A 19,521-nucleotide genomic window follows, 5' to 3' on the forward strand; every position below is an offset into this window, starting at 1 on the left:
GCGCTGAAATGGCTGATTATGACGATCCCTTTGCCGAACCGGGGGATACCGACAAGACGGTGATCAAGCCGAACCCGGGCGGGCGGCGCACGGCCACGCCGATGCAGCAGCCGGACGTGCCGCAGCAGACCCAGCCGGTGCCGGACCTGGACGCCTATGGGGTGCCGCAGGCGGCGGCACCGAAACCGCAAGCTGCGGCGGGCGGGGCCAAGGCACCGAAGATGGCGCTGACGGGGATGAACCAGCTGACCGCCTGCGCCTCGACCCTGTTTGCGCTGATTTCCCGTATCCGCAACCGGGCCCAGCACATGGACCCGGACGGGCTGCGCAAGAATGTGGTGGCCGAGGTGCGCGCGTTTGAAAACCGTGCTTTGCAGGCGGGCATTCCGGCGCAAACGGTGAAGATTGCCCGCTATGCGCTGTGCGCGACGCTGGACGATGTGGTGCTGAACACGCCCTGGGGCGGCCAGTCCGCTTGGGGCCTGCAGTCGATGGTGGCAACCTTCCACCGCGAGGTGGTGGGCGGCGACCGTTTTTACGACCTGCTTGCGCGGCTGGAGAAGGAGCCGGGCAACAATATCGACATGCTCGAGTTCCTGTACATGTGCCTGTCGCTGGGGTTCGAGGGCCGTCTGCGGGTGGAGCAGGGCGGCTCGGAGAAGCATCTGCAGATCCGCGGCGCGCTGGCGCGGATCATCCGCAACCAGCGCGGACCGGTTGAGCGCGATCTGTCGCCTCGTTGGGAAGGCCTGATCAAACCGTTCAAAGCTCTGTCGGTCTGGCGGCTGGTGTGGATCACCATGGCGGCCACCTGTGCCATCCTGGCGCTGCAGTTCCTGGGCCTCAGCTGGATGCTGTCGAACCAGACAGAGAATGTGGTGGGGCAGCTGACGATTGTGGACTCCGGGCCCAAGGCGGAGCTGGAGCGGCGGGCACCGCCGCCACCGCCGCCGCCGTTGGCGCCGACCACAGAGGAGCAGGTCGCCAAGGTCGCGGGCTTCCTGGAGCCGGAGATCAAGGAAGGCATCGTGCAGGTCTTCCAGAAGGGCAACACGCTTATTATCCGGCTGACCGGTTCCGGCATGTTCGGTTCCGGCTCTGACCAGCTGAGCAAGGCGTTCCGTACTCCGGTGAACCGGGTGGCCGAGGCTTTGAATGACGAAAAAGGCAAGATCATCGTGGCAGGGCATTCCGACAACGTGCCGATCCGCTCCTCCCGCTTCCCGTCCAACATGGCGCTGTCGCTGGCGCGGGCGAAATCGGTGATGGCGGGCATGGCAAGGGTGATGACCGACCCGGACCGGCTGTCAGCTGAGGGCCGCGCTGACAAGGAACCGATTGCAGACAACAGCACCCGCGCGGGGCGGGCCAAGAACCGCAGGATCGAAATCCTGCTGGTTCAGGAGGTTGAAGGATGATCCGCCGCTATATCTTTCCCCTGTTCCGGTCGATCTACACCATCCTGCTGATCCTGGCATTGGTGCTGTCGGCCTGTGTGTGGTTCTTTGCGCCCTTCATCGGCAGCGCAAACTGGCGTCCGTTTGACGGGGTCATGGCACGGCTGATCACCATCGGGGTGATCTTTCTTCTCTATTTCATCACCATCGGCATCATCTTCTGGCGGCGCCGCCGCAAGGACAAGGAGATGACCGAGGAGATGGCGGAGGCCGTCGATACCTCGGAAGATGATGTGCTGTCCGAGGAAATCGGCGAGCTGCGAGGCAAGTTCAAGGACGCGATGAAGGAGCTGCGCAAGTCCAAGGGCGGGCGGCGGCACCTGAACGATCTGCCGTGGTACATCATGATCGGTCCGCCGGGTGCCGGTAAGACCACTGCCATTGTGAACTCCGGCCTGCAATTCCCGCTGGCCGAGAAGATGGGCAAGGCTGCGATTGGCGGCGTCGGCGGTACCCGCAACTGCGATTGGTGGTTCACCAATGAGGCGGTGCTGATCGACACAGCCGGGCGCTATACCACGCAGGAAAGCGATGCCGAGGCGGACAATGCGGCCTGGCTGGGCTTTCTGGGGCTGCTCAAGAAGTACCGCAAGCGGCAGCCGATCAACGGTGCGATCATTGCAATCTCGCTGTCGGATCTGTCCTTGCAGGATGAGATCACCCAGAAAAGCCACGCCGCCGCGGTGCGCCGCCGTCTGGCGGAACTGCGCGAGAAACTGGGCGTGCGCTTCCCGGTCTATGTGCTGTTTACAAAGGCGGACCTGATTGCCGGTTTCCAGGAGTTCCATGACTCGCTGGGCAAGGAGGACCGCGAGCAGGTCTGGGGCTTCACCCTGCCGCTGCCCAAGGGCAAGAAGGAACAACCGCCGATTGCCGGGTTCGACGAGGAGTTCGGGCTGCTGCTGGGGCAGATCAATGCGCAGCTCTTGGAGAAGATGCAGACTGAGACCGACCATCAGCGCCGGGCGCTGATTGCCGGCTTCCCGGCGCAGGTGGCTTCGATGCGGGGGGTGGCGCGCGAGTTCCTGATGGAGGTGTTCCAGGACAACCGCTATGAGCAGCGCCAGATGCTGCGCGGGGTTTATTTCACCTCCGGCACCCAGGAAGGCACCCCGATTGACCGACTGATGCTGGGCATGGCGCAGACCTTCGGAATCGGCCGCCAGGCGATCGGCACGGGGCAGGGGACCGGGCGCAGCTTCTTCCTGACCCGCCTGTTCGAAGGCGTGATGTTCCCGGAGGCGGGGCTGGTGTCGGCTGACGACAAGGTGGAACGCCGCTACCGCTGGACCCGCCGGATTGCGATTGCTGCCACCGTGCTGGTGGCCGTTGCAATGGGCGCGTTGTGGGTGCGGTCCTACCTCAAGAACACCGATCTGATTGCCCAGGCTGAAGGCCAGGTTGCGGCCTATCAGGCAGCGGCGGCCGAATTGCCGCCCAGCCCGGTTGGCGATACCGACCTGGTGCCTGTTGCGGCGGCGCTGAACAATCTGCGCGACATGCCGGGCAACCCGGTCCTGTCGGACCCGGAACCAGAAGGGGCTATGACTTATGGCCTGTATCAGGGCGAGGTGATCGGCACGCAGGCAGCGCAGACCTACCGCGGAGCGCTGAACCGGCGTCTGCTGCCGCGGCTGCTGGTGCGGCTGGAGCAGCAGATCGAGGGGAACATGAACAACCCCGATACTCTGTATGAGGCGTTGAAGATCTACCTGATGCTGGGTCTTCAGGGGCCGATGAATCCCGATCTGGTCAAGGAATGGATGCGGCTCGATTGGGAAAATATCGCCTATCCCGGCATTGCCCGCAATCAGCTGCGCGCCGACCTGATGGACCACCTCACCGCGCTGCTGTCGCAGCCGATGGAGGAGATCGCGCTGAACGGCCCGCTGATCGAGCAGGCACAGAACATCCTGTCGGAGATGCCGCTGGCCCAGCGGGTCTATAACGGCATCCTGAATTCGCAGCAGGCAACCGCGTTGCCGAAATGGCGGATCACCGATGTGGGCGGGCCGTCGGTCAAGCGGGTGCTGGTGCGCAGCTCCGGCAAGCCCCTGAACGACGGGATCGAGGGCATCTTTACCTATGACGGCTTCCACAACGTGTTCCTGCCGGAGGCGGTGAGCGTCGCGGAACGGGTCCACCGCGAGGCCTGGGTGCTGGGAGAGAAGAACGAAGCGTCCCAGAACGAGGCGGTGCTGCTGAAGCTCAGCCGCGATGTGCTGGACCTGTACTACAACGACTATATCAGCCGCTACGACCAGATGCTGGGCGATATCGACATTGTGCCGCTGGAGTCGCTCTCGCACGCGGTGGAAGTCACCAATGTCTTGTCCGGGCCGACGTCGCCCATCGTCAACATCCTGACCGAAGTCAGCGCCGAAACCCGTCTGAACGAAGATAAGTCGGTTCTCGACGCGGGCTCCCTGTCGGAAGGGGCGCAGCAGGTCGCGGCAATTGAATCGCGCTCGAACCTGTCGATCCAGGGGCAGATCCTGCTGGAAGCGCTGGTCAATTCTGCCGCCAATGCGCCGGGCGAGGCGGCCAAGCCGCCGGGGGCCTATGTGCAGGAGCGGTTCCAGTGGCTGTATGATCTGGTGAACCGTCCCGAAGGCCAGCCGTCGCAGCTGGATGATCTGATGGGGCAGCTGCAGCTGGTCTATCAGGAGCTGAACAAGATGTCCTTCTCCGGCGTGGCAAGCGGCGGCGAGAGCGGCCAGGCGCTGTTGCAGTTCCAGCAGACCGCCAGCCGCATGGGCGGGCCGCTGCCCCGCTGGGCAACGCAGATTTCGGCGGGCTCGTCGGGCATCACCTCTGAAGGCACCCGTGCGTCGATCAATGCGCGCTGGCAATCGGCGGTGCTGCCGTTCTGCGAAAAGGCGCTGGCCAACCGCTATCCGTTCAACCGCTCGGCGCGGGCCGATGTGGCGATGGCGGACTTTGCCAAGCTGTTTGCGCCGGGCGGCTTGATTGACGGGTTTTTCAATGAGCATTTGCTGAAGTACGTCGACACCCGAAGCCGCCCATGGACCTGGAAGCGGGTGAACGACGTGGATCTTGGTATCAGCCCTGCGGTGCTGCAGCAGATGCAGTATGCTTCTGAAATCAAGGAGGCGTTCTTTGCCGGCGGGCCGCAACCTGCGGTGAATTTCCAGATCACCGTCAATGCGCTGGATCCCAAGGCCAAGGAAGTGCTGCTGGAGATCGACGGCACCAAGGTGGCTTATAACCACCGGTCCGGCGCACCGACGCCGGTTGCTGTGACTTGGCCGGGTTCTGTCGGGCTGGCGAGGCTGACGCTGCTGCCGCAGAAACGCGACAGCGAGAACGTGCTGTCGCGGGACGGGCCATGGGCCTGGTTCCGGCTGTTGGACGCGGCCGAGGTAAGGCGGACCAATGTCTCCGACCGGCGGCGGGTGAACTTCCGCGTTGGCGGGCGTCTGGCGCTGTTTGAGCTGCAGTCCGGATCTGTCATCAATCCCTTCGCCCTGCCGGCCATGGCGAAATTCAGCTGCCCGAAGTCGATGTGATGGCTGGGTTCGGTGCATTCGGCAAGATGCCCTCAGCCGGGGATTTCTTCCGGCTGAACACGCCCGGCGGGTTTGTGCGGATTTGGGATGCCTGGCTGCAGCAGGTTATGCTGGACGGCAAGACGGCTTATGGTTCCGGCTTTGACGCGCATTACATGACCGCGCCGATCTGGCGGTTCACCCTGCCGGCAGGGCTCGCGGGGGCGGCACCGGTCTGGGGGGTGATGATGCCGTCGGTCGACCGGGTCGGGCGGCGGTTTCCGCTGACCCTGGTTGCGCCGCTGTCAGAGACGGGCGGGGCGGGGCTCGGCCATCTGGGCGCCGGCGCTCTGTTTGAGCAGCTGGAGGATCTGGCCCTGGACGCATTGGAGGACAGCATGACCAAAGACAGGCTTGCCGAACGGCTTGCGGCGACACCGGCGCCCGACAATGTTCAGTTAGAAACAACCGAAGTGGTCAAGCCCGGGCCGCAAGGTTTGGAGCGGCTGGCGGTATCGGATCCGGAAGGACGGCTGAATCCTGGCCTTGCGGGCTGCAGCCTGTGGACCGCAGTTCTGGACGGGGGGCCGCGGACGCTGGCTTGCAAGGGGCTGCCAGCGGGAACCGTGGCCCTGGGACTGTTTGACCTGGACGCGCCGGTCTGGGCCGGGGTTAAGGCGGCATGATGAACCAGCTGCGCAAATACCGCTATACCGCGCAAACCCATGTCGGGCTGAAGCGCAAGGTGAACGAAGATTCCGTTCTGGCCCTGCCTGAGCATGACATCTGGCTGGTGGCCGACGGCATGGGCGGTCATGATGCTGGCGATTTTGCCAGCCGGCTGATTGCCGATGCAGTGGCGATGATCCCGCTGGGCCTGGATCCGGCGGCGCGGATGCATGCTTTGCGCGATGCGATTCAGAACGCGCATAAGGCGATCCGGGCCGAGGCCGCGGCCCGCGGCAGCGGAACCATCGGCTCAACCGTTGCCGCGCTGATCATGGCGAACCAGCATTTTGTCGGTCTCTGGGCCGGGGACAGCCGGATTTACCGGCTGCGCAACGGCCATATCGAGATGCTGACAGAGGATCATTCCGCGGTGGCGGAATATGTGCTGGCGGGCAAGATGACCTGGGACGAGGCGGAACAGCACCCGCATTCCAACGCCATCACCCGTGCCGTCGGAGTCGGCGAGGAGCTGGAGATCGACAAGATCCGCGGCGGTACGGAGCCTGGCGACCGGTTCCTGGTCTGCTCGGACGGGCTGACCAAATACGCCACTTTCCAGATCCTGGAGGACGTTCTGGGCAGCGCGCCGCTGGAAACGGTGGGTGACCAGCTGATCCAGATTGCTCTGACAGGCGGAGGGGCGGACAATATCACGGCTGTTGTGATTGACGTTCTGTAGGCCGCTTGTTTTCCGTTTTTGAGAACGGCTCGGGAAAACATGTGTTTCCCGGGCCGGAATCCTGACACCGAACAGATATCCGGTCAGGGTTTGGCGGTGACAAGGATACGGCTGTCGAGTGAACGGATGCGGCTGGAATCTGCCTCGTAGCTGGCCTTCAACGCCTCAGCAAATCCTACCGCGCTTTCCGAGGTCGGACGCATCCCTTCAAACAGCGGTTCTGCGGAATGCAACACCAGCACCTTGCTCTTGCCCAGGGTGCTGTCGTCGACCTTGAAGGCAATGCCGCCGTTGGCGGCGGACTCCTCCAGGCTGTAGGCAACCCGTACCGGAATCTCGCCGGCTGCGCCGTCGCGCAGGCTGGCCACTGCGTTGTCCTCGCGCGAGATATTGGGCAGCAGGTGGAACACGTTACCAGATACATCAAGGATCGAAACGGTCAGATACCCTTCGGTGACGTCACCTGGCAGCACCACGTCAATCACCGGGTTTTCACCGACAAAGAAGCGGCCCGACGGATTTGGCTCCACGGTGGTTCCACCGACCGAAAATTCCACTTCGGCACCGCCCGGCGGGGCCTTGGGTAGATGCTGTTCGACCACGCAGAGCGAGTCATTCAGCACCTCAACATCCAGAACCACCTGACGCTCATGAGCCAGTGCGCGCAGCGCATCGAACAGTTCCAGCCGGGTGGCGGTGCTGGCAACACGGCCGCTGATCAGGATCGGGTCCGCGGGGCCGTAGCCGTCGAAATGGCCATTGCCCTGACGTTCCAGCGGCCCGCAATCGGCAAAGCTGTCCATAATCGCCTTGACCTCCGCCACCGGCAGTACCGGCAGTTCAAACCGGATTTCGGCCTTGCCCTCCAAGGCCCCGGGCAAACCGTTGCGGAACAGCTCATTCAGCATCTCTGCGACGTTGGTGTCATCCGTGGTGCCTGTCAGCCGGGCCTTGTTGTTGCTGATAACCAGACGCCATTCGCGCAGACCTTCAAGCGGCTTTACCGTCTCCAGCACGTCGGCCCCCCAGGTATCCGCAATCGCGCCGGAAGCCAGGGTCAGGTCAGCATCCTGAGACACTTCAAGAAGCGCATCCCGCACCGTTTCAGAAGGCACATTTCCGACGATTTCCACCGGGCCATCAGCCGGCTTTTCGGCAATCAATGAATAGGGGCGCACTTCCGGGTAGCTGGGACCGAGGAAACTGTCGAGGAAGCCGCCGAAATAGGCGCCGGCCCCGCCGCCGCCCAGCAGAAGGAGGACGAGGAGAGCCGCCCAGAGCCCGCCGCCGCCTTGTTTCGCTTTCTTCGGCGCCTGTTTGGAAGCGGGGGGAGTCGGCGGCGGTGCAGGCCTGCTGGTCTGCGGCACGATGATGGTGGCATCTTCGTTCGGAGTATCCAGCACGCCGCCCGGGCTGCCGCCATCGGGATTGTCGAGGAAAGCCAGCACTTTGCCAGCGTTCTGAAACCGGTCGGCCGGATCCGGAGCGCACATCCGGTCGATCAAGGTTTTCAACGGTTCTGGAACACCATCGGTGTCCAGCGGCTTTTGCTTGTTTTCAACCACTTCCATCGGGTTGGCACCCAGCTTGGGCGCCGCGCCGCGGAAGTTGGCCAAGAGCAGAGCCCCCAGCGAATAAATGTCAGAGCGGGCGTCTGTATCACCGCTCATCTGCTCCGGCGCGGCATAGGAGTACTTGCCGGCAAATTCATTGCCGACAATGGTCTGGGCGCCCGGGTTGGTGTCCTTGGCAATACCGAAATCGATAATCACGGCTTCTGCCGGGTCGCCGCCGCGCAGGATGATGTTGTCCGGGCTGAGGTCGCGGTGGACGATATTGCGGGCGTGGGCAGCTTGCAGGCCCTGGGCCACCCGGCGGCAGATCACCAGCAGGTCCTCTGCCGGCATCGGCCCCTGCTTCAGGCGCTTGTCGAGGCCGGGGCCGTCCACGTAATCCATCAGCAAGTAGATATGGCCGTCCGGGGTGCGGTGGTTTTCTGAGTAGCGCACCACGGCGGCGTGGCGGATTTCCCGGATATTCTCCTCGCGCGCCATCAGAACGGTGAAGTCCTCGTTGGCGGCAAGCTCCTGCTTCAGCACCTTCAGGGCGACCAGATTGCCGGAGATTTCCGAGCGCGCCTTGTACACGTCAGACGTGCCTCCGCGGCCCAGCAGGCATTCGATCCTGTAGGTATTGTTGAGCAGATCACCCGGCTGGAACAGGTCGCCAGGGCGCGATTCAAGCATGGAAGTCTCCCTGGCCTTTTAACCGGCGCGGGTCCGGGCTGTTGTCAGCCCAGAGCCTGGAATTCAACGCGGCGGTTTTCATCGGCGCGTGTGTCATCTTGATTGAACGGTGCGGTTTCACCCATTCCGATCGCTTTCAGCATATCCTCCGGGACGCCGCAGGTGCTGATCAGATGGCGGCGCACTTCTTGCGCGCGCAGCAGTGACAGCCGTTCGTTATAGGCGGCGGAGCCTGAACTGTCGGTGTGGCCGATGATCTGGAAGACTGTACCGTCCAGCGCCTTCATCGAGGCGCACATATTGGCCAGCTTCGGCTCCTGATCCGAGCGCAGGGCAGCGCTGTCGAAATCGAAGGATATCTGAATGTTGATCTGGGCCTGCTGGTCCACGGGGGTATATTCCTCCGCAGCAGCGGCCACGGTTGCGGCCTCTCCGGTGCTGTCCTGGCTTGCGTCCGTGCTGCTGGGCACAATCACCAATCCGCGGGTCTTCTGCTTCTTGAAGGCTTCGGTAATCTCTTCGACCGACAGTTCGCCGCCGTTCGACTGTGCTTGCGCCATCGGTGCCAAAATCAGGCCGGCGCCCAGAATACTTGTGAAAATACCTTTCAGGCGGATCATGCTCTGCGCCCTCCCCTACCGTTTCAACATTGCTGGCAGTCTATACCAGCGCTATCAGCCTGCCAATGCCGGGCTGCGCGGAGTGCGGGAAAAAAGCGCGGTGTTTCCCGCAAGTTGTAAACAGGGGGTTTACTGCCGGGCGGCTAAAGATTGAAATGGGTGAAACCGGACCGGGAGGGGAAATGCGGGTACTGCCAGCTGTGATCATCGCCATTGGCCTTGTGCTGGCTCCGGCCGTCTGGTTCGGGCTCAGCTGGCTGCTGAGCGAGGAGGATTACCAGGGCGCCGGAGGGGTCGATTCAACTGCGCGGATCGAGATCGAGATGCTGCGCCAGCAGGTCGAGGATCTGCAGGCCCGGATGACGGATCTGCAGAAGGAAGTTGCCAGCCTGCCCGCAGGAGGGGCAGGCGCCGGAAGCCCTTTCACTGATGACGCGGCCGGCGAGGCCGCGATCTGGAACCAGACCGGCGGCGCGGATCTGGATTACGCCCAGGTCGTGCTGATCGCCGACCGTTTGAACGTGAACCGCGGCCTGCGGGTCACGGGCGGCAGGTATCTGACCGAGAAGCTGGGCCGCCCGCGGGAAGACCTGAATGACACCTGCCAGCCAATGACCAATCCGGACCTGAAGGAAAAGCTGGTCACCGAACAGGTCGGGCCGATCCGGGTCAGCATGCTGCGTCCGGCCATCGAAAGCCTGAAAGTGGTGTTTGAGAATATCCGCCAGGCCGACCCCGATCTTTATGCCCGCATCAACACCGCCGGTGCGCTGTGCGTGCGGCGGATCCGCGGCACCACCAACTCTCTGTCCACCCACAGCTACGGGCTGGCGGTGGATCTGAACATCGACGGCAAGCTCGATAACTTCACCGATGGCAAGACGCAATTGGGTCTCACCATCATGGCGGACTTCTTTTACGATCAGGGCTGGGTCTGGGGGGCCGGTTTCCGGCGCGAGGACAGCATGCATTTCGAGATCAGCCGCCGCCAGCTGGACCAGTGGATCGCTGACGGGCTGCTTTAAGCAGCCTGCCAGCCGCTTGACCGGCCGCGAATGGGCGGTTTGGGAACGCTGTGAAACGGCGCAGAGATCAAAGCCCGGAGCAGGCCTGGCTTTCGGCGCTGCAATTACCCCTCGAGCCCGTAAGCCCGGCGGATGCCCCGTTGCGTTCCAGGGCCGAAGTCACCGTCAATTGCCCCGGCGTAGAAGTTGTTCTCCTTCAGCTTTTTCTGCAAAGCACGCCGGGTTTCGGCGGTGAACATGTTCGGGCGTTCGCTCAGGAGGCCAAGAACGTCGGAACTTCCGCTGCGCAGCGCAGCATAGAGGTAATGCGCGGAATCTTCGGGGCCTTTCGAAGGGATCAGCCCGTCATCAATCAGCGCAGCAAAGTTGAACTGGGCCTGCGGATGGCGCAGGTCGGCAGCCCGCTCAAAGAACGTCAGCGCCTTTTTCGGATTTGCCGGCAGGCCCAGGCCGCCCTGGTAGTGCAGGAAGCCGAGATCATTGATCGCATCGGCGAAATCCTGGGCTGCCGCGGCCTGGTAAAGCTCCAGTGCCTTGGCGGAATCCACGTCGACTCCGGTGCCGCGCTCATAGAGCTTGGCAAGCTCGAACTGCGCCTCGGGCGAGCCGGCATCCGCCGCCCGCTGCAGGAAGTCCACTGCAGCTTTGGGGTCGAAACGGCCTTCGTTCGGGTTCAGCCGGATATAGGCAAGACCCAGCATTGAGCGGGTGTCACCCAATTCGGCCAGCGCCAGCAGCTGTTCTTCCTGATCGGGTTTCAGTGCGGCCCAGGCCGCAGAAGCATCGGCCACGGAAACAGGAGCGTCATTTTCGCCGGGACCGGCCAGATAGAAAGGCACACCGGTCAGCGAGCCGTAGGTGTGCGGCTCCTGCAGGTTCGCGGTGCTTTGCAGCACCTGGTCGCGCACCTGGCGGAACATCAGGCTGATTTCCAGACCCGGCTGCACCATCTTTTCCATCAGCGCAGTGGCATAGGGCGAGTTGCTGCCGCTGCCATCCAGCGCCACCTGGCCGTCTTTGGCGGCAAAGGCCACCAGGGTGCCGCGATCCGGGTCGGCGGGTGCCATGCCGCCGCCGCCGCGGGTGGTCTCCGTGGTTTCGGCAGTCTGGCTGCTGCTGGCCTCCAGCGCGATGGAATCCCCCAGCGGATTGTCGCGGCAGCTGTCCAGAATCACGATCCTCATCTTGCGCGCCCGGTCGACCGCAGCCAGCAGCTGTTTCAGCGACAGTGACTGGCGTTGAACATCAAGGTTGCTGGCCACCTTGGCGTCGGCGGGAATCAGGAAGTTCTCCCCCTGGACCTCAATTCCGTGACCGGCAAAATAGATCAGTGCCAGATCGGCAACTTCAGAGCGGAAGGCAAAGTCATCCAGCATCTGTTCCATTTCTGAGGTGCCGGGATCCAGGGCCAGGCTGACATCAAACCCGATACCCTCGAGCGTGTCCGCCATGGCAACAGCATCGTTGCGGGTGTTCTCCAGCGGCGGCAGATACTGGTAGTCCGCCACGCCGATGACCAGAGCAATACGATCGCTTGCAGCCTGTGCGCCGGCAGCGGTGAGCAAGCACAATGTGAAAATCAAGGGTTTGAAAAGAAAAGACATGCGGGTACCCGGGCTCGCGAATTCTGCTTAGGCCCAATGTACGCGCTCGCGGTGGCAAAGAGAAAGCAAATTTGCCTCCTGCGGCTGCCCCCGCCTGTTTCCAGACGGGGGCAGGGAAACTTCAGGTGCTGGCCATGCTGCTGGCTGAGCGGAGCCGGTCGCGCAGCTTTTCTAGGGTGACCCCCGCCGCAGCGGCCGGAAGATCCGCCGGGCCGGACTCATCGACCTGGGCCTGCACGCGCCTGTAGAACCCGGAGAGTCCCGACAAGGTCTGGATCACCAGGTCGAAGTCCTGCAGCGAGCGCAGCTCCTGGCTGGTCGGGGCGGTGCCCCGTTCCAGCACATCGAGGACGACGTCCTCCAGCGCTTGCATCTGGCTGCGCAGCTGCTCCATTTCCCAGGCCGATGCAGCACAGAGTTCGCCCAGGGCTTTGTCGGGATGCTCCATGATCAGAGCCGCCCGACGACCTGTTCGATGGCCTGCTTCATGGTCGCCACCGTGAACGGCTTGCGGACGATGTTGTTCAGGCCGATCTGCTTGCCGACCTGGATGATCTCCGGAGTCGGCTTGCCGGTCACCAGAATGAAGCCGACGCGCTGGGTCACCTGATGGCTGCGCAGGGCCTTCAGCAGGCCCAGCCCGTCCATGCCTGGCATGTTGTAATCCGACAGCACAAGGTGAACCGGGGTCTGGGTCAGCTTCTGATAGGCGCCCTGGCCGGAATTTTCGACCATGTAGTTCTTGATACCGATTTCATCCAGGCTTTGTGTGATGATTCCCCGGCTTGTCGACATATCGTCAACAACCATGACGCGGAGAGAGTCTTTCAAGCTCATTGTTTTTTCCTTCTGCTCTGCTTGCAGCCGTGGCCAGGGTTACCTGCCCGCGGGCGAGTTGACGTAAGTGGTGATCCCGGCCGTCTTCAGATGCTGCGCTGCCGGGCCTGACATGCGCTCGGAGTGACCGATGAAGAGGGTACCGCCCGGGTTCAGGGCATTCTGGAAGGCGCTCCAGACCTTCTGCTGGGTGGGGTTGTCGAAGTAGATCGCAACGTTCCGGCAGAAAATCGCATCGAACTTCCCCTTAAAGGGAAACGGTTCAATCAGGTTCAGCACTCCGAAAGTGATCAGCTTGCGCAAGCTTTCCGGCAGCCGCCCGTCGGGATCGCGTTTTGGCACCAGCTTGTTGTATTTGGAGTCGATCTGGGCCAGTTCGTCCTCAGGATACTTGGCGTTTTGGGCATGGCGGACCACCACCGGGTCGATGTCGGTGCCCAGGATCTTGATGTCCAGCTTGGCGGCTTCGGGGCAAACGTCCAGCAGCGTCATCGCAATCGAATAGGGTTCCTGACCGTTTGAACAGCCCGCCGACCACAGCCGCACCCGGCCGCCGCGCCGCGCCTGTTCCACCAGCGGCGGCAACACGTCATTGCGCAGGGTTTCAAAATGATGCGGCTCCCGGAAGAAATGGGTCACATTCGTAGTCAGCAGCGACAACAGCCCGCTGCGCTCCTCGTCGGCATTCGGGCCGTCCAGGCTGGCGAGGTAGTCCTTGAAGTTGGTGACATTGCGCTGGCGCAGCTTGCGGGCCAGGCGCGACGACACCAGCGGCTTCTTGCTTTTCGCCATCGCCAGGCCGAAGTTCTTGTGCGCGAATTGCGCAATGGCTTCGAATTCCTGGTCGGACAGCGAAAAGTTTTCAGCCGAGGGAGTGATGGTCGTTTCTGCGCTCACGGCATCACCTGCTCCGGGGCCGAGATCACCGCATCCAGATTGATGATGCGCACCATGGTGTCATCATGCGAGATGATGCCTTGGATGTACTCCATCGTGTTGCGGCTATCCACCGGCGGGGTGTCCTGGATGTCGTCCGGGTTGATCGAGATGATCTCGGAGACCGATTCAGCCAGCAGCCCGACCGGTTTTCCGTGCACGGACACGACGATGACCACATTGCGCTCGCTTGCTTCTGTCTGCTGCAGGCCAAAACGGGCGGAAAGATCATAGATCGGGATCACCGCGCCGCGCAGGTTCATTACCCCCAGCACGTCGGCCGGCGCATGCGGCAGGATGGTCACCGGCGACCAGCGCCGGATCTCCCGGATCTGGGTGATTTTCAGGCAAAATGCCTGGCCGGCAACAGTGAAGCTGACAAACTCGCTGTGCTCAGCGTGTTTCACTTCCTGATCGGTTTGCTTCACTTCAGCTTGCATTGCTCATTCTCCGCTCGGTGTCAAAGGCGGCCGCTGTGGGCGAGGCCGCAATGATGCTTTCAGGGTCCAGGATCATGGCGATTTTGCCATCGCCAAGAATGGTTGCCGCGGCGACGCCGGGGATGTCCCCGCAGACGCCGTCCAGGCTCTTGATCACCACCTGGCGCTGATCGTGGATGTCATCCACTGCCAGGGCGCAGCGTTGGCCTGTTTCGGTCTCAACCAGAAGGTAGACGCCGGCCTGCTGTTCGCTTTCGCGGTACAGACCGAGGCCGCCGGCAACGTCGCAGATCGGCACGAAGTTGCCGCGGATCGACAGCAGGGTGCCGTCGGCGCCCAGGCTGTTGATCATGTCGTCGCTGCCGCGCATGGTTTCGACGATCGAGGTGATCGGCACCACCATGGTCTGATCGGCCACCGACACTACCATGCCGTCCATGACTGCCAGCGTTAGCGGCAGGATAATGGTGAAGGTGGAGCCCTTGCCCGGGGCGGAAGAGATGTTGATGCGCCCGCCAAGGCCGGTCACCGCATTCTTCACCACATCCATGCCAACGCCGCGGCCGGAGAGGTTGGAGATCTCCCTGGCGGTTGAAAACCCGGGTGCAAACAGCAGGTTGTCGATTTCGCCATCGGTCAGTTCGGCGTTTTCCGGGATCAGCCCCTTCTCGATCGCGATCTGTTTGACGCGCGGGCGGTTCACACCGGCGCCGTCGTCCTTGATCTCGATGCAGACGCTGCCGGAGCGGTGCGAGGCCGACAACCGGATTTCACCGGTCTTGGCTTTGCCCGCGCTTTCGCGGTCTTCGGGTTTTTCGATGCCATGGTCGACCGCATTGCGCAGGATATGCGTCAGCGGATCGGACAGCCGTTCGATTACCGTCTTGTCGACCTCGGTGTTTTCGCCCTCGGTGACCAGCTTGCAGGTCTTGCCGGTGGCGGCCGAGGCCTCGCGAACGATCCGGGCCATGCGCTGGAACAGCGGCTTCACCGGCTGCGCCCGGATGGCCATGACGCCTTCCTGGATGTCGCGCGCCAGATTCTTGAAGCCTTCCAGTTCGGTCTCGACGTCGCGGGTATCCGAAACGTTCAGGTTGGCGATCTGCTGGGCCAGCATCGAATGGTTGATGATAAGCTCCCCGACAGCGTTGATCAGCCGGTCCACCCGCTCGAGCTCGACACGGAGCGTCGGCTTGGGACCGCCGCGCTGCTCCTGCTTGCCGCTCTCGGCTTTCGGGGCCGAGGCCTTTTCTTCGGCAGCTGCCGGTTTGGCTTCGGGTTCAGGTGCGGGGACCGGCGGCTCAAAAGGGACAGCAGAACCTGCGTCAGGCTCGGGCGTCTCTGCGGCGGGAGGCGCGCTGAACATCGCGTCCAGGGCGGCTAGAGCATTGGCTTCCGCCTCGGCATCGCCATCGCCTTCGATCGACAGTTCGCACAGGCCTTCGACAAATTCGAACACCGCCTCAACCTTGGAACGCGTCTCCTTGGTGACCAGCACCAGGTCCCAGGCCAGATAGGCCTCCGCCATGTCCATGGCATCAAAGCCGGGCAGCTCGTTTTCGTCCATGGTGACGGTCAGCTCGCCCAGGTCCTTGAGCGCCTGGAACAGGAAGAACGGCTCGTTGCCGGTGCCGTACATTTCCTTCAGCGGCTGGAAGCGGATCCGGTAGGTCTCTTCCTGCGGTTCCGCCGGGGCGCCGCCGAGATCGCCGAGATCCATCATCGGCGCCGGGCCGCCGAGCCCCATCGGTTCGAAGGTGAGATCTTCCTCTTCTTCCGGAATGTACTCATCCAGCGCCGCGAGAAGGGTGTCGTGATGCGCCTCGTCGACCTGGCCGCCGTCGCGGGCCACCTCGACAAGCGCCGACAGATGGTCGCTGGAACGCAGCAGCAGCTGAATCAGCTTCTCGTCCAGATCCAGCCGGTTGGAGCGCACTTCGTCAAACACAGTCTCGAACCGGTGGGCGAAAGCCACCAGGTCGTCCAGGCCAAAGGCCCCGGCGCCCCCCTTGATCGAGTGCACGGCGCGGAAAATCGCATTGACCACTTCAGAGTCGTGATCGCCTCCTTCGATGGCGGTCAGACCCTCATCCGTAGCTTCAAGGAGCTCTTCGCACTCCTCAAAGAAGGTATCCTGAATAGACCCCGACATCTCAGGCCGCAGCTCCGGTCACGCGCTTGAGCGCAAAAATCAGCGAGGCATCGTCAAAAGGCTTGGTGATCCAGCCGGTGGCGCCTGCACCGCGGGCGCGGGCCTTCAGCTCCGGCGCGCTTTCGGTGGTCAGCACCAGGATCGGCACCTTGGAATTGATGCCGGTGCCGCGCAGCTCCTCGATCACGCCGAACCCGTCGAGGTTGGGCATGTTGATATCGGTGATGACCACGTCCGGGTCCACGTCCGGGTACATGTCCACACCCTCGCGGCCGTCGACCGCGCAATGGTATTCAAAACCGGCCTCTTCCAGGGTCGCGGCCAGAAGATTCCGGATCGTGCGGGAATCGTCGATTGCCAGAACTTTGGTTTTCATGCTGTTTCCTCGTCTTCAAAACGGTTGGGCTCCAGCCCCAGAAGCGTCAGGGACTTGCGGCAGGATTCGGTGATGTTGGTGACTGCGAAGCCCACTCCCTCGGACCGCCACTGCTGTTCTGCACCAAGCAGAACCTGCAGGCAGCGCGAGGGCATCAGGGCGACGCCGCTGCAGTCGATTTCGACCGCCTTGGCACGCGCCCCTTGCAGGAAGGCGATCAGCGGATCCAGCTCCGCGAAGGCGTTCGGCAGATCCAGATTATGCTTTTGCGTTTCCGTAGTCATTGTCGGCGATTCGCACCCCCGTTGTCGGCGATCAGTTCGAGTTCGATGAGGCAATTCTTAGGTGCCGGGCCTTAACATTTGATTGCCGCCACGCCCGCGCAGAAGGGGATTCATAAGGAGACCGGCTGCAATTTCGCGGCAGAAATCCGATCAATTTTTATCTGTGTTCTGACGGTCGGAAGAATCACCAGGCGGCACGTGAAATGGTGTGCTTCCGGCGCAATGCGCAGCCTGTGATTGCATATTTACCTGCCCTTCAGAAAGTGACGCCGGAGCGCAGCAGTTTTCGGCTTGATTCCGCATCGAAATGCGGCAGCGGCCCTGTCCCGTAAGCGGCAAATTAACATCTGAGACGCATTCTCGATGGCATCACTACCGCGGTGGCCTAGACCGCACTGCTCTTAGGAGGACGGAATGAAAACGTTCAAATCGCTCAAGCTGGCACATAAATTGCCGCTGTTTGTTGTTGGGTTCGGTGTGCTTGTGACGGCGATTCTTGTCACTATCAGCACCATCAGCTTCCAGAACAGCGCCGAAAAAACGGCGGAAGACCAGTTCCGCTCCATGGTGGCGGACAGGAAATTCTCGGTGCAGACCTTGCTGGACGGCATCCACGCGGATGTGCAGACCCTGGCAGCAGTGCCATCGACGGCCACAGCCATCGAATGGCTGACGATGACCTGGAACGACCTGGACGGCAACCCGGGCCAGATCCTGCGCCAAGCCTATATTGATGACAACCCGAATCCGATCGGACAGAAACACCTGCTGGTGCGCGGCAAGGGTGAATCACCCTATCACATGCACCACGAAACCTTCCACCCGGCCTACAAGACCCTGATCGAGAGCAAAGGCTACTATGATGCCTTCCTGATCAACCTGGCCGGCGACATCGTCTATTCGGTGTTCAAGGAAAACGACTTTGGCACCAACATGATGTCCGGCCCGTTCAAGGATTCCGGCCTGGCCGATGTCTACCGTGCGGCGCTGGAAGGTAGCCGCGGCGAGGTGTTCTTTGCCGACATGAAGCCTTACGCACCCTCCGGCGGTGCCGCGGCGGCCTTTGCAGCCTCGCCTGTGGTGAACGATGCAAATCTGACCGTTGGCGTGCTGGCAGTCCAGATCCCCGTGGATCTTCTGGCTGCCATCGTAAACAATGAGCAGGGCATGGGGCAGACCACCCAGATTTACCTGGCTGGCGCAGACATGCTGGCACGGACCCCGGCCCGTTTCGAAGACGGTTTTGACGTGTTGTCCCAGCTGCCCGGCACCCAGCAGGTGCAAACAGCCTTCGACGGAGAATCTCATGTCTTTCGGGGTGTAGACGGTCTGAATGGCCAGAAAGTGCTGGCCTATTCCGAACCGCTGCCGCTGGCCTTTGCCAACTGGGCGATCATCGCCGAACAGGACTGGGCAGAGCTGATGGCCCCGGCGGCTGAGAAGCGCAACATGCTGCTCCTCGCGTCTCTGATCTGCGCCGGCGGCATGTCCTTCTTCGGCTGGCTGTTCGCGCGGTCGATCACCAAGCCGATCGACCGGATCTGCGCCGACATGGAGGCGGTTTCCTCCGGCGACCTGGAGACCGAGGTCGAGGCCGCCAACCGCGGCGACGAGATCGGCAAGATCGGCAAGACGCTGGTCTCCATGCAGGACGACCTGAAGCTGGCCCGCGCTGCCGAGGAAGAACGCGCCGAGATGCAGCGCCAGCAGCAGCAGGTGGTCGAAAGCCTGAGCGCCGGCCTGATGCAGCTCGCCGATGGCGACTTCTCGCAGCCGATCAGCTCTGCCTTCCCGGAGGAATACGAGCAGCTGCGGCAGAACTTCAACAGCACCGTCAGCAACCTCAGCACCACCGTGCAGCAGGTGATCGAGGCCTCCGGCAGCATCCGCAACGGCGCTGCCGAGATCAGCCAGGCCTCTGACNGTCTTCGAACCACATCAGCCAGATCATCAGCGTGATCGACGACATCGCCTTCCAGACCAACCTGCTGGCGCTGAACGCCGGCGTCGAGGCGGCGCGGGCCGGCGAGGCCGGCAAGGGCTTTGCGGTGGTCGCCAGCGAGGTGCGCGCCCTGGCGCAGCGCTCCTCGGATGCGGCGATGGAGATCAAGACGCTGATCTCCGACAGCTCCAAACAGGTGGAGCGCGGCGTCGACCTGGTCGGCAAGGCGGGCGAGGCGCTGCAGAGCATCGTCGAGCAGGTGACCCATATCTCGCAGCTGGTCTCCGGCATTGCCGAAGGCGCGGCGGAGCAGTCCACCGGCCTCAATGAGATCAATACCGGCGTCACCCAGCTGGACCAGGTCACGCAGCAGAACGCGGCGATGGTGGAAGAGGCCACCGCGGCGGGCCACATGCTGAACACCGATGCCGGCAAGCTGGCCGAGCTGGTGGCGCATTTCCGGGTCTCCGGCGGCGCGGCCCCCGCCCGCCCGGCTCCGGCAGCGGCGCCCGCTGCCGCCCCGGCAGCCAAGCCCGCGCCTTCGGCGCAGGGCGAGGGCGACTGGGAGGTCGAAGCCAGCCCGGCACCCGCAGCCGCCAGCAGCGGCAATGCCTCCCGCGATCTCTGGCAGGACTTCTGACAACTCAACGGAGGCGCCGCGCAAAAATCCGCGGCGCCTTCAGAC

Annotated in this window: 15 protein-coding genes and 1 pseudogene; 6 read left to right on the forward strand and 10 right to left on the reverse strand. The window is 62.8% G+C overall.

Translation table 11 applies throughout. The features are described from left to right. Nucleotides 1-8: 8 nt before the first annotated feature. The 4 genes from icmH to GKC28_RS15470 are packed head-to-tail and all read left to right on the forward strand — an operon-like array spanning nt 9 to nt 6,374. Complete coding sequence (gene icmH, locus GKC28_RS15455; RefSeq protein WP_174147921.1) at nt 9-1,418, forward strand: type IVB secretion system protein IcmH/DotU; 1,410 nt, start codon at nt 9-11, stop codon at nt 1,416-1,418. Further along, entirely contained in the window at nt 1,415-4,987 is a 3,573-nt protein-coding gene (gene tssM, locus GKC28_RS15460; protein ID WP_174147922.1) for a type VI secretion system membrane subunit TssM, read from the forward strand. Before icmH ends, tssM begins: the two co-directional genes overlap by 4 nt. After that, nucleotides 4,987-5,652: a type VI secretion system-associated protein TagF gene (gene tagF, locus GKC28_RS15465; RefSeq protein WP_174147923.1), complete on the forward strand. Its 666-nt coding sequence runs from the start codon at nt 4,987-4,989 to the stop codon at nt 5,650-5,652. Before tssM ends, tagF begins: the two co-directional genes overlap by 1 nt. Then, nucleotides 5,652-6,374 (forward strand): PP2C family serine/threonine-protein phosphatase, encoded by a 723-nt coding sequence (locus tag GKC28_RS15470; RefSeq protein WP_174147935.1) that lies wholly within the window; start codon nt 5,652-5,654, stop codon nt 6,372-6,374. The genes tagF and GKC28_RS15470 overlap by 1 nt, the downstream gene beginning before the upstream one ends. 83 nt (nt 6,375-6,457) lie before the next feature. On the opposite strand, the gene GKC28_RS15475 is transcribed toward GKC28_RS15470, so the two are convergent. Then, nucleotides 6,458-8,620 (reverse strand): serine/threonine protein kinase, encoded by a 2,163-nt coding sequence (locus GKC28_RS15475; RefSeq protein WP_174147924.1) that lies wholly within the window; start codon nt 8,618-8,620, stop codon nt 6,458-6,460. 44 nt (nt 8,621-8,664) lie between these two features. Beyond that, nucleotides 8,665-9,240, reverse strand: a complete 576-nt coding sequence (locus tag GKC28_RS15480; RefSeq protein ID WP_174147925.1) for an OmpA family protein — start codon at nt 9,238-9,240, stop codon at nt 8,665-8,667. Nucleotides 9,241-9,422: 182 nt separating this feature from the next. On the opposite strand from GKC28_RS15480, the gene GKC28_RS15485 reads away from it, so the two are divergent. After that, nucleotides 9,423-10,265 carry a M15 family metallopeptidase gene (locus GKC28_RS15485; protein WP_174147926.1) on the forward strand — a complete coding sequence of 281 codons (843 nt, stop codon included), beginning with the start codon at nt 9,423-9,425 and terminating at the stop codon, nt 10,263-10,265. A 104-nt stretch (nt 10,266-10,369) separates the two neighbouring features. Here GKC28_RS15485 and GKC28_RS15490 read toward each other — a convergent pair whose 3' ends face one another. The 8 genes from GKC28_RS15490 to GKC28_RS15525 all read right to left on the reverse strand — a co-directional run bounded on the left by GKC28_RS15490 (nt 10,370) and on the right by GKC28_RS15525 (nt 16,894). Continuing rightward, nucleotides 10,370-11,869, reverse strand: coding sequence for a caspase family protein (locus GKC28_RS15490; protein ID WP_174147927.1), 1,500 nt, complete (start codon nt 11,867-11,869; stop codon nt 10,370-10,372). Nucleotides 11,870-11,990: 121 nt separating this feature from the next. Further along, nucleotides 11,991-12,317, reverse strand: a complete 327-nt coding sequence (locus GKC28_RS15495) for a hypothetical protein (protein ID WP_174147928.1) — start codon at nt 12,315-12,317, stop codon at nt 11,991-11,993. 2 nt (nt 12,318-12,319) lie between these two features. Then, on the reverse strand, nt 12,320-12,706 hold the full coding sequence (locus tag GKC28_RS15500) for a response regulator (protein WP_039152568.1): 387 nt from the start codon (nt 12,704-12,706) through the stop codon (nt 12,320-12,322). 39 nt (nt 12,707-12,745) lie between these two features. Continuing rightward, nucleotides 12,746-13,603: a protein-glutamate O-methyltransferase gene (locus tag GKC28_RS15505; protein ID WP_174147929.1), complete on the reverse strand. Its 858-nt coding sequence runs from the start codon at nt 13,601-13,603 to the stop codon at nt 12,746-12,748. Continuing rightward, on the reverse strand, nt 13,600-14,082 hold the full coding sequence (locus tag GKC28_RS15510) for a chemotaxis protein CheW (protein WP_019297432.1): 483 nt from the start codon (nt 14,080-14,082) through the stop codon (nt 13,600-13,602). The genes GKC28_RS15505 and GKC28_RS15510 overlap by 4 nt, the downstream gene beginning before the upstream one ends. Next, nucleotides 14,072-16,234 (reverse strand): chemotaxis protein CheA, encoded by a 2,163-nt coding sequence (locus GKC28_RS15515; RefSeq protein ID WP_174147930.1) that lies wholly within the window; start codon nt 16,232-16,234, stop codon nt 14,072-14,074. The genes GKC28_RS15510 and GKC28_RS15515 overlap by 11 nt, the downstream gene beginning before the upstream one ends. A 1-nt stretch (nt 16,235) precedes the next feature. Beyond that, nucleotides 16,236-16,610 carry a response regulator gene (locus GKC28_RS15520; RefSeq protein WP_019297430.1) on the reverse strand — a complete coding sequence of 125 codons (375 nt, stop codon included), beginning with the start codon at nt 16,608-16,610 and terminating at the stop codon, nt 16,236-16,238. Continuing rightward, entirely contained in the window at nt 16,607-16,894 is a 288-nt protein-coding gene (locus GKC28_RS15525; protein ID WP_174147931.1) for an STAS domain-containing protein, read from the reverse strand. Before GKC28_RS15525 ends, GKC28_RS15520 begins: the two co-directional genes overlap by 4 nt. 414 nt (nt 16,895-17,308) lie before the next feature. On the opposite strand from GKC28_RS15525, the pseudogene GKC28_RS15530 reads away from it, so the two are divergent. After that, a pseudogene (locus GKC28_RS15530) lies at nt 17,309-19,476 on the forward strand (methyl-accepting chemotaxis protein). Nucleotides 19,477-19,521: the final 45 nt, after the last annotated feature.

Origin of the sequence: Leisingera sp. ANG59, from assembly GCF_013317235.1 — a bacterium.
Taxonomy (GTDB): domain Bacteria; phylum Pseudomonadota; class Alphaproteobacteria; order Rhodobacterales; family Rhodobacteraceae; genus Leisingera.

Excerpts from the sequence above, each read along its gene's own strand:
- icmH (WP_174147921.1), top strand. The coding sequence starts at position 9 with ATGGCTGATTATGACGATCCCTTTGCCGAACCGGGGGATACCGACAAG.
- tssM (WP_174147922.1), top strand. The coding sequence starts at position 1,415 with ATGATCCGCCGCTATATCTTTCCCCTGTTCCGGTCGATCTACACCATC.
- tagF (WP_174147923.1), top strand. The coding sequence starts at position 4,987 with ATGGCTGGGTTCGGTGCATTCGGCAAGATGCCCTCAGCCGGGGATTTC.
- GKC28_RS15470 (WP_174147935.1), top strand. The coding sequence starts at position 5,652 with ATGAACCAGCTGCGCAAATACCGCTATACCGCGCAAACCCATGTCGGG.
- GKC28_RS15475 (WP_174147924.1), bottom strand. The coding sequence starts at position 8,620 with ATGCTTGAATCGCGCCCTGGCGACCTGTTCCAGCCGGGTGATCTGCTC.
- GKC28_RS15480 (WP_174147925.1), bottom strand. The coding sequence starts at position 9,240 with ATGATCCGCCTGAAAGGTATTTTCACAAGTATTCTGGGCGCCGGCCTG.
- GKC28_RS15485 (WP_174147926.1), top strand. The coding sequence starts at position 9,423 with ATGCGGGTACTGCCAGCTGTGATCATCGCCATTGGCCTTGTGCTGGCT.
- GKC28_RS15490 (WP_174147927.1), bottom strand. The coding sequence starts at position 11,869 with ATGTCTTTTCTTTTCAAACCCTTGATTTTCACATTGTGCTTGCTCACC.
- GKC28_RS15495 (WP_174147928.1), bottom strand. The coding sequence starts at position 12,317 with ATGGAGCATCCCGACAAAGCCCTGGGCGAACTCTGTGCTGCATCGGCC.
- GKC28_RS15500 (WP_039152568.1), bottom strand. The coding sequence starts at position 12,706 with ATGAGCTTGAAAGACTCTCTCCGCGTCATGGTTGTTGACGATATGTCG.
- GKC28_RS15510 (WP_019297432.1), bottom strand. The coding sequence starts at position 14,082 with ATGCAAGCTGAAGTGAAGCAAACCGATCAGGAAGTGAAACACGCTGAG.
- GKC28_RS15515 (WP_174147930.1), bottom strand. The coding sequence starts at position 16,234 with ATGTCGGGGTCTATTCAGGATACCTTCTTTGAGGAGTGCGAAGAGCTC.
- GKC28_RS15520 (WP_019297430.1), bottom strand. The coding sequence starts at position 16,610 with ATGAAAACCAAAGTTCTGGCAATCGACGATTCCCGCACGATCCGGAAT.
- GKC28_RS15525 (WP_174147931.1), bottom strand. The coding sequence starts at position 16,894 with ATGACTACGGAAACGCAAAAGCATAATCTGGATCTGCCGAACGCCTTC.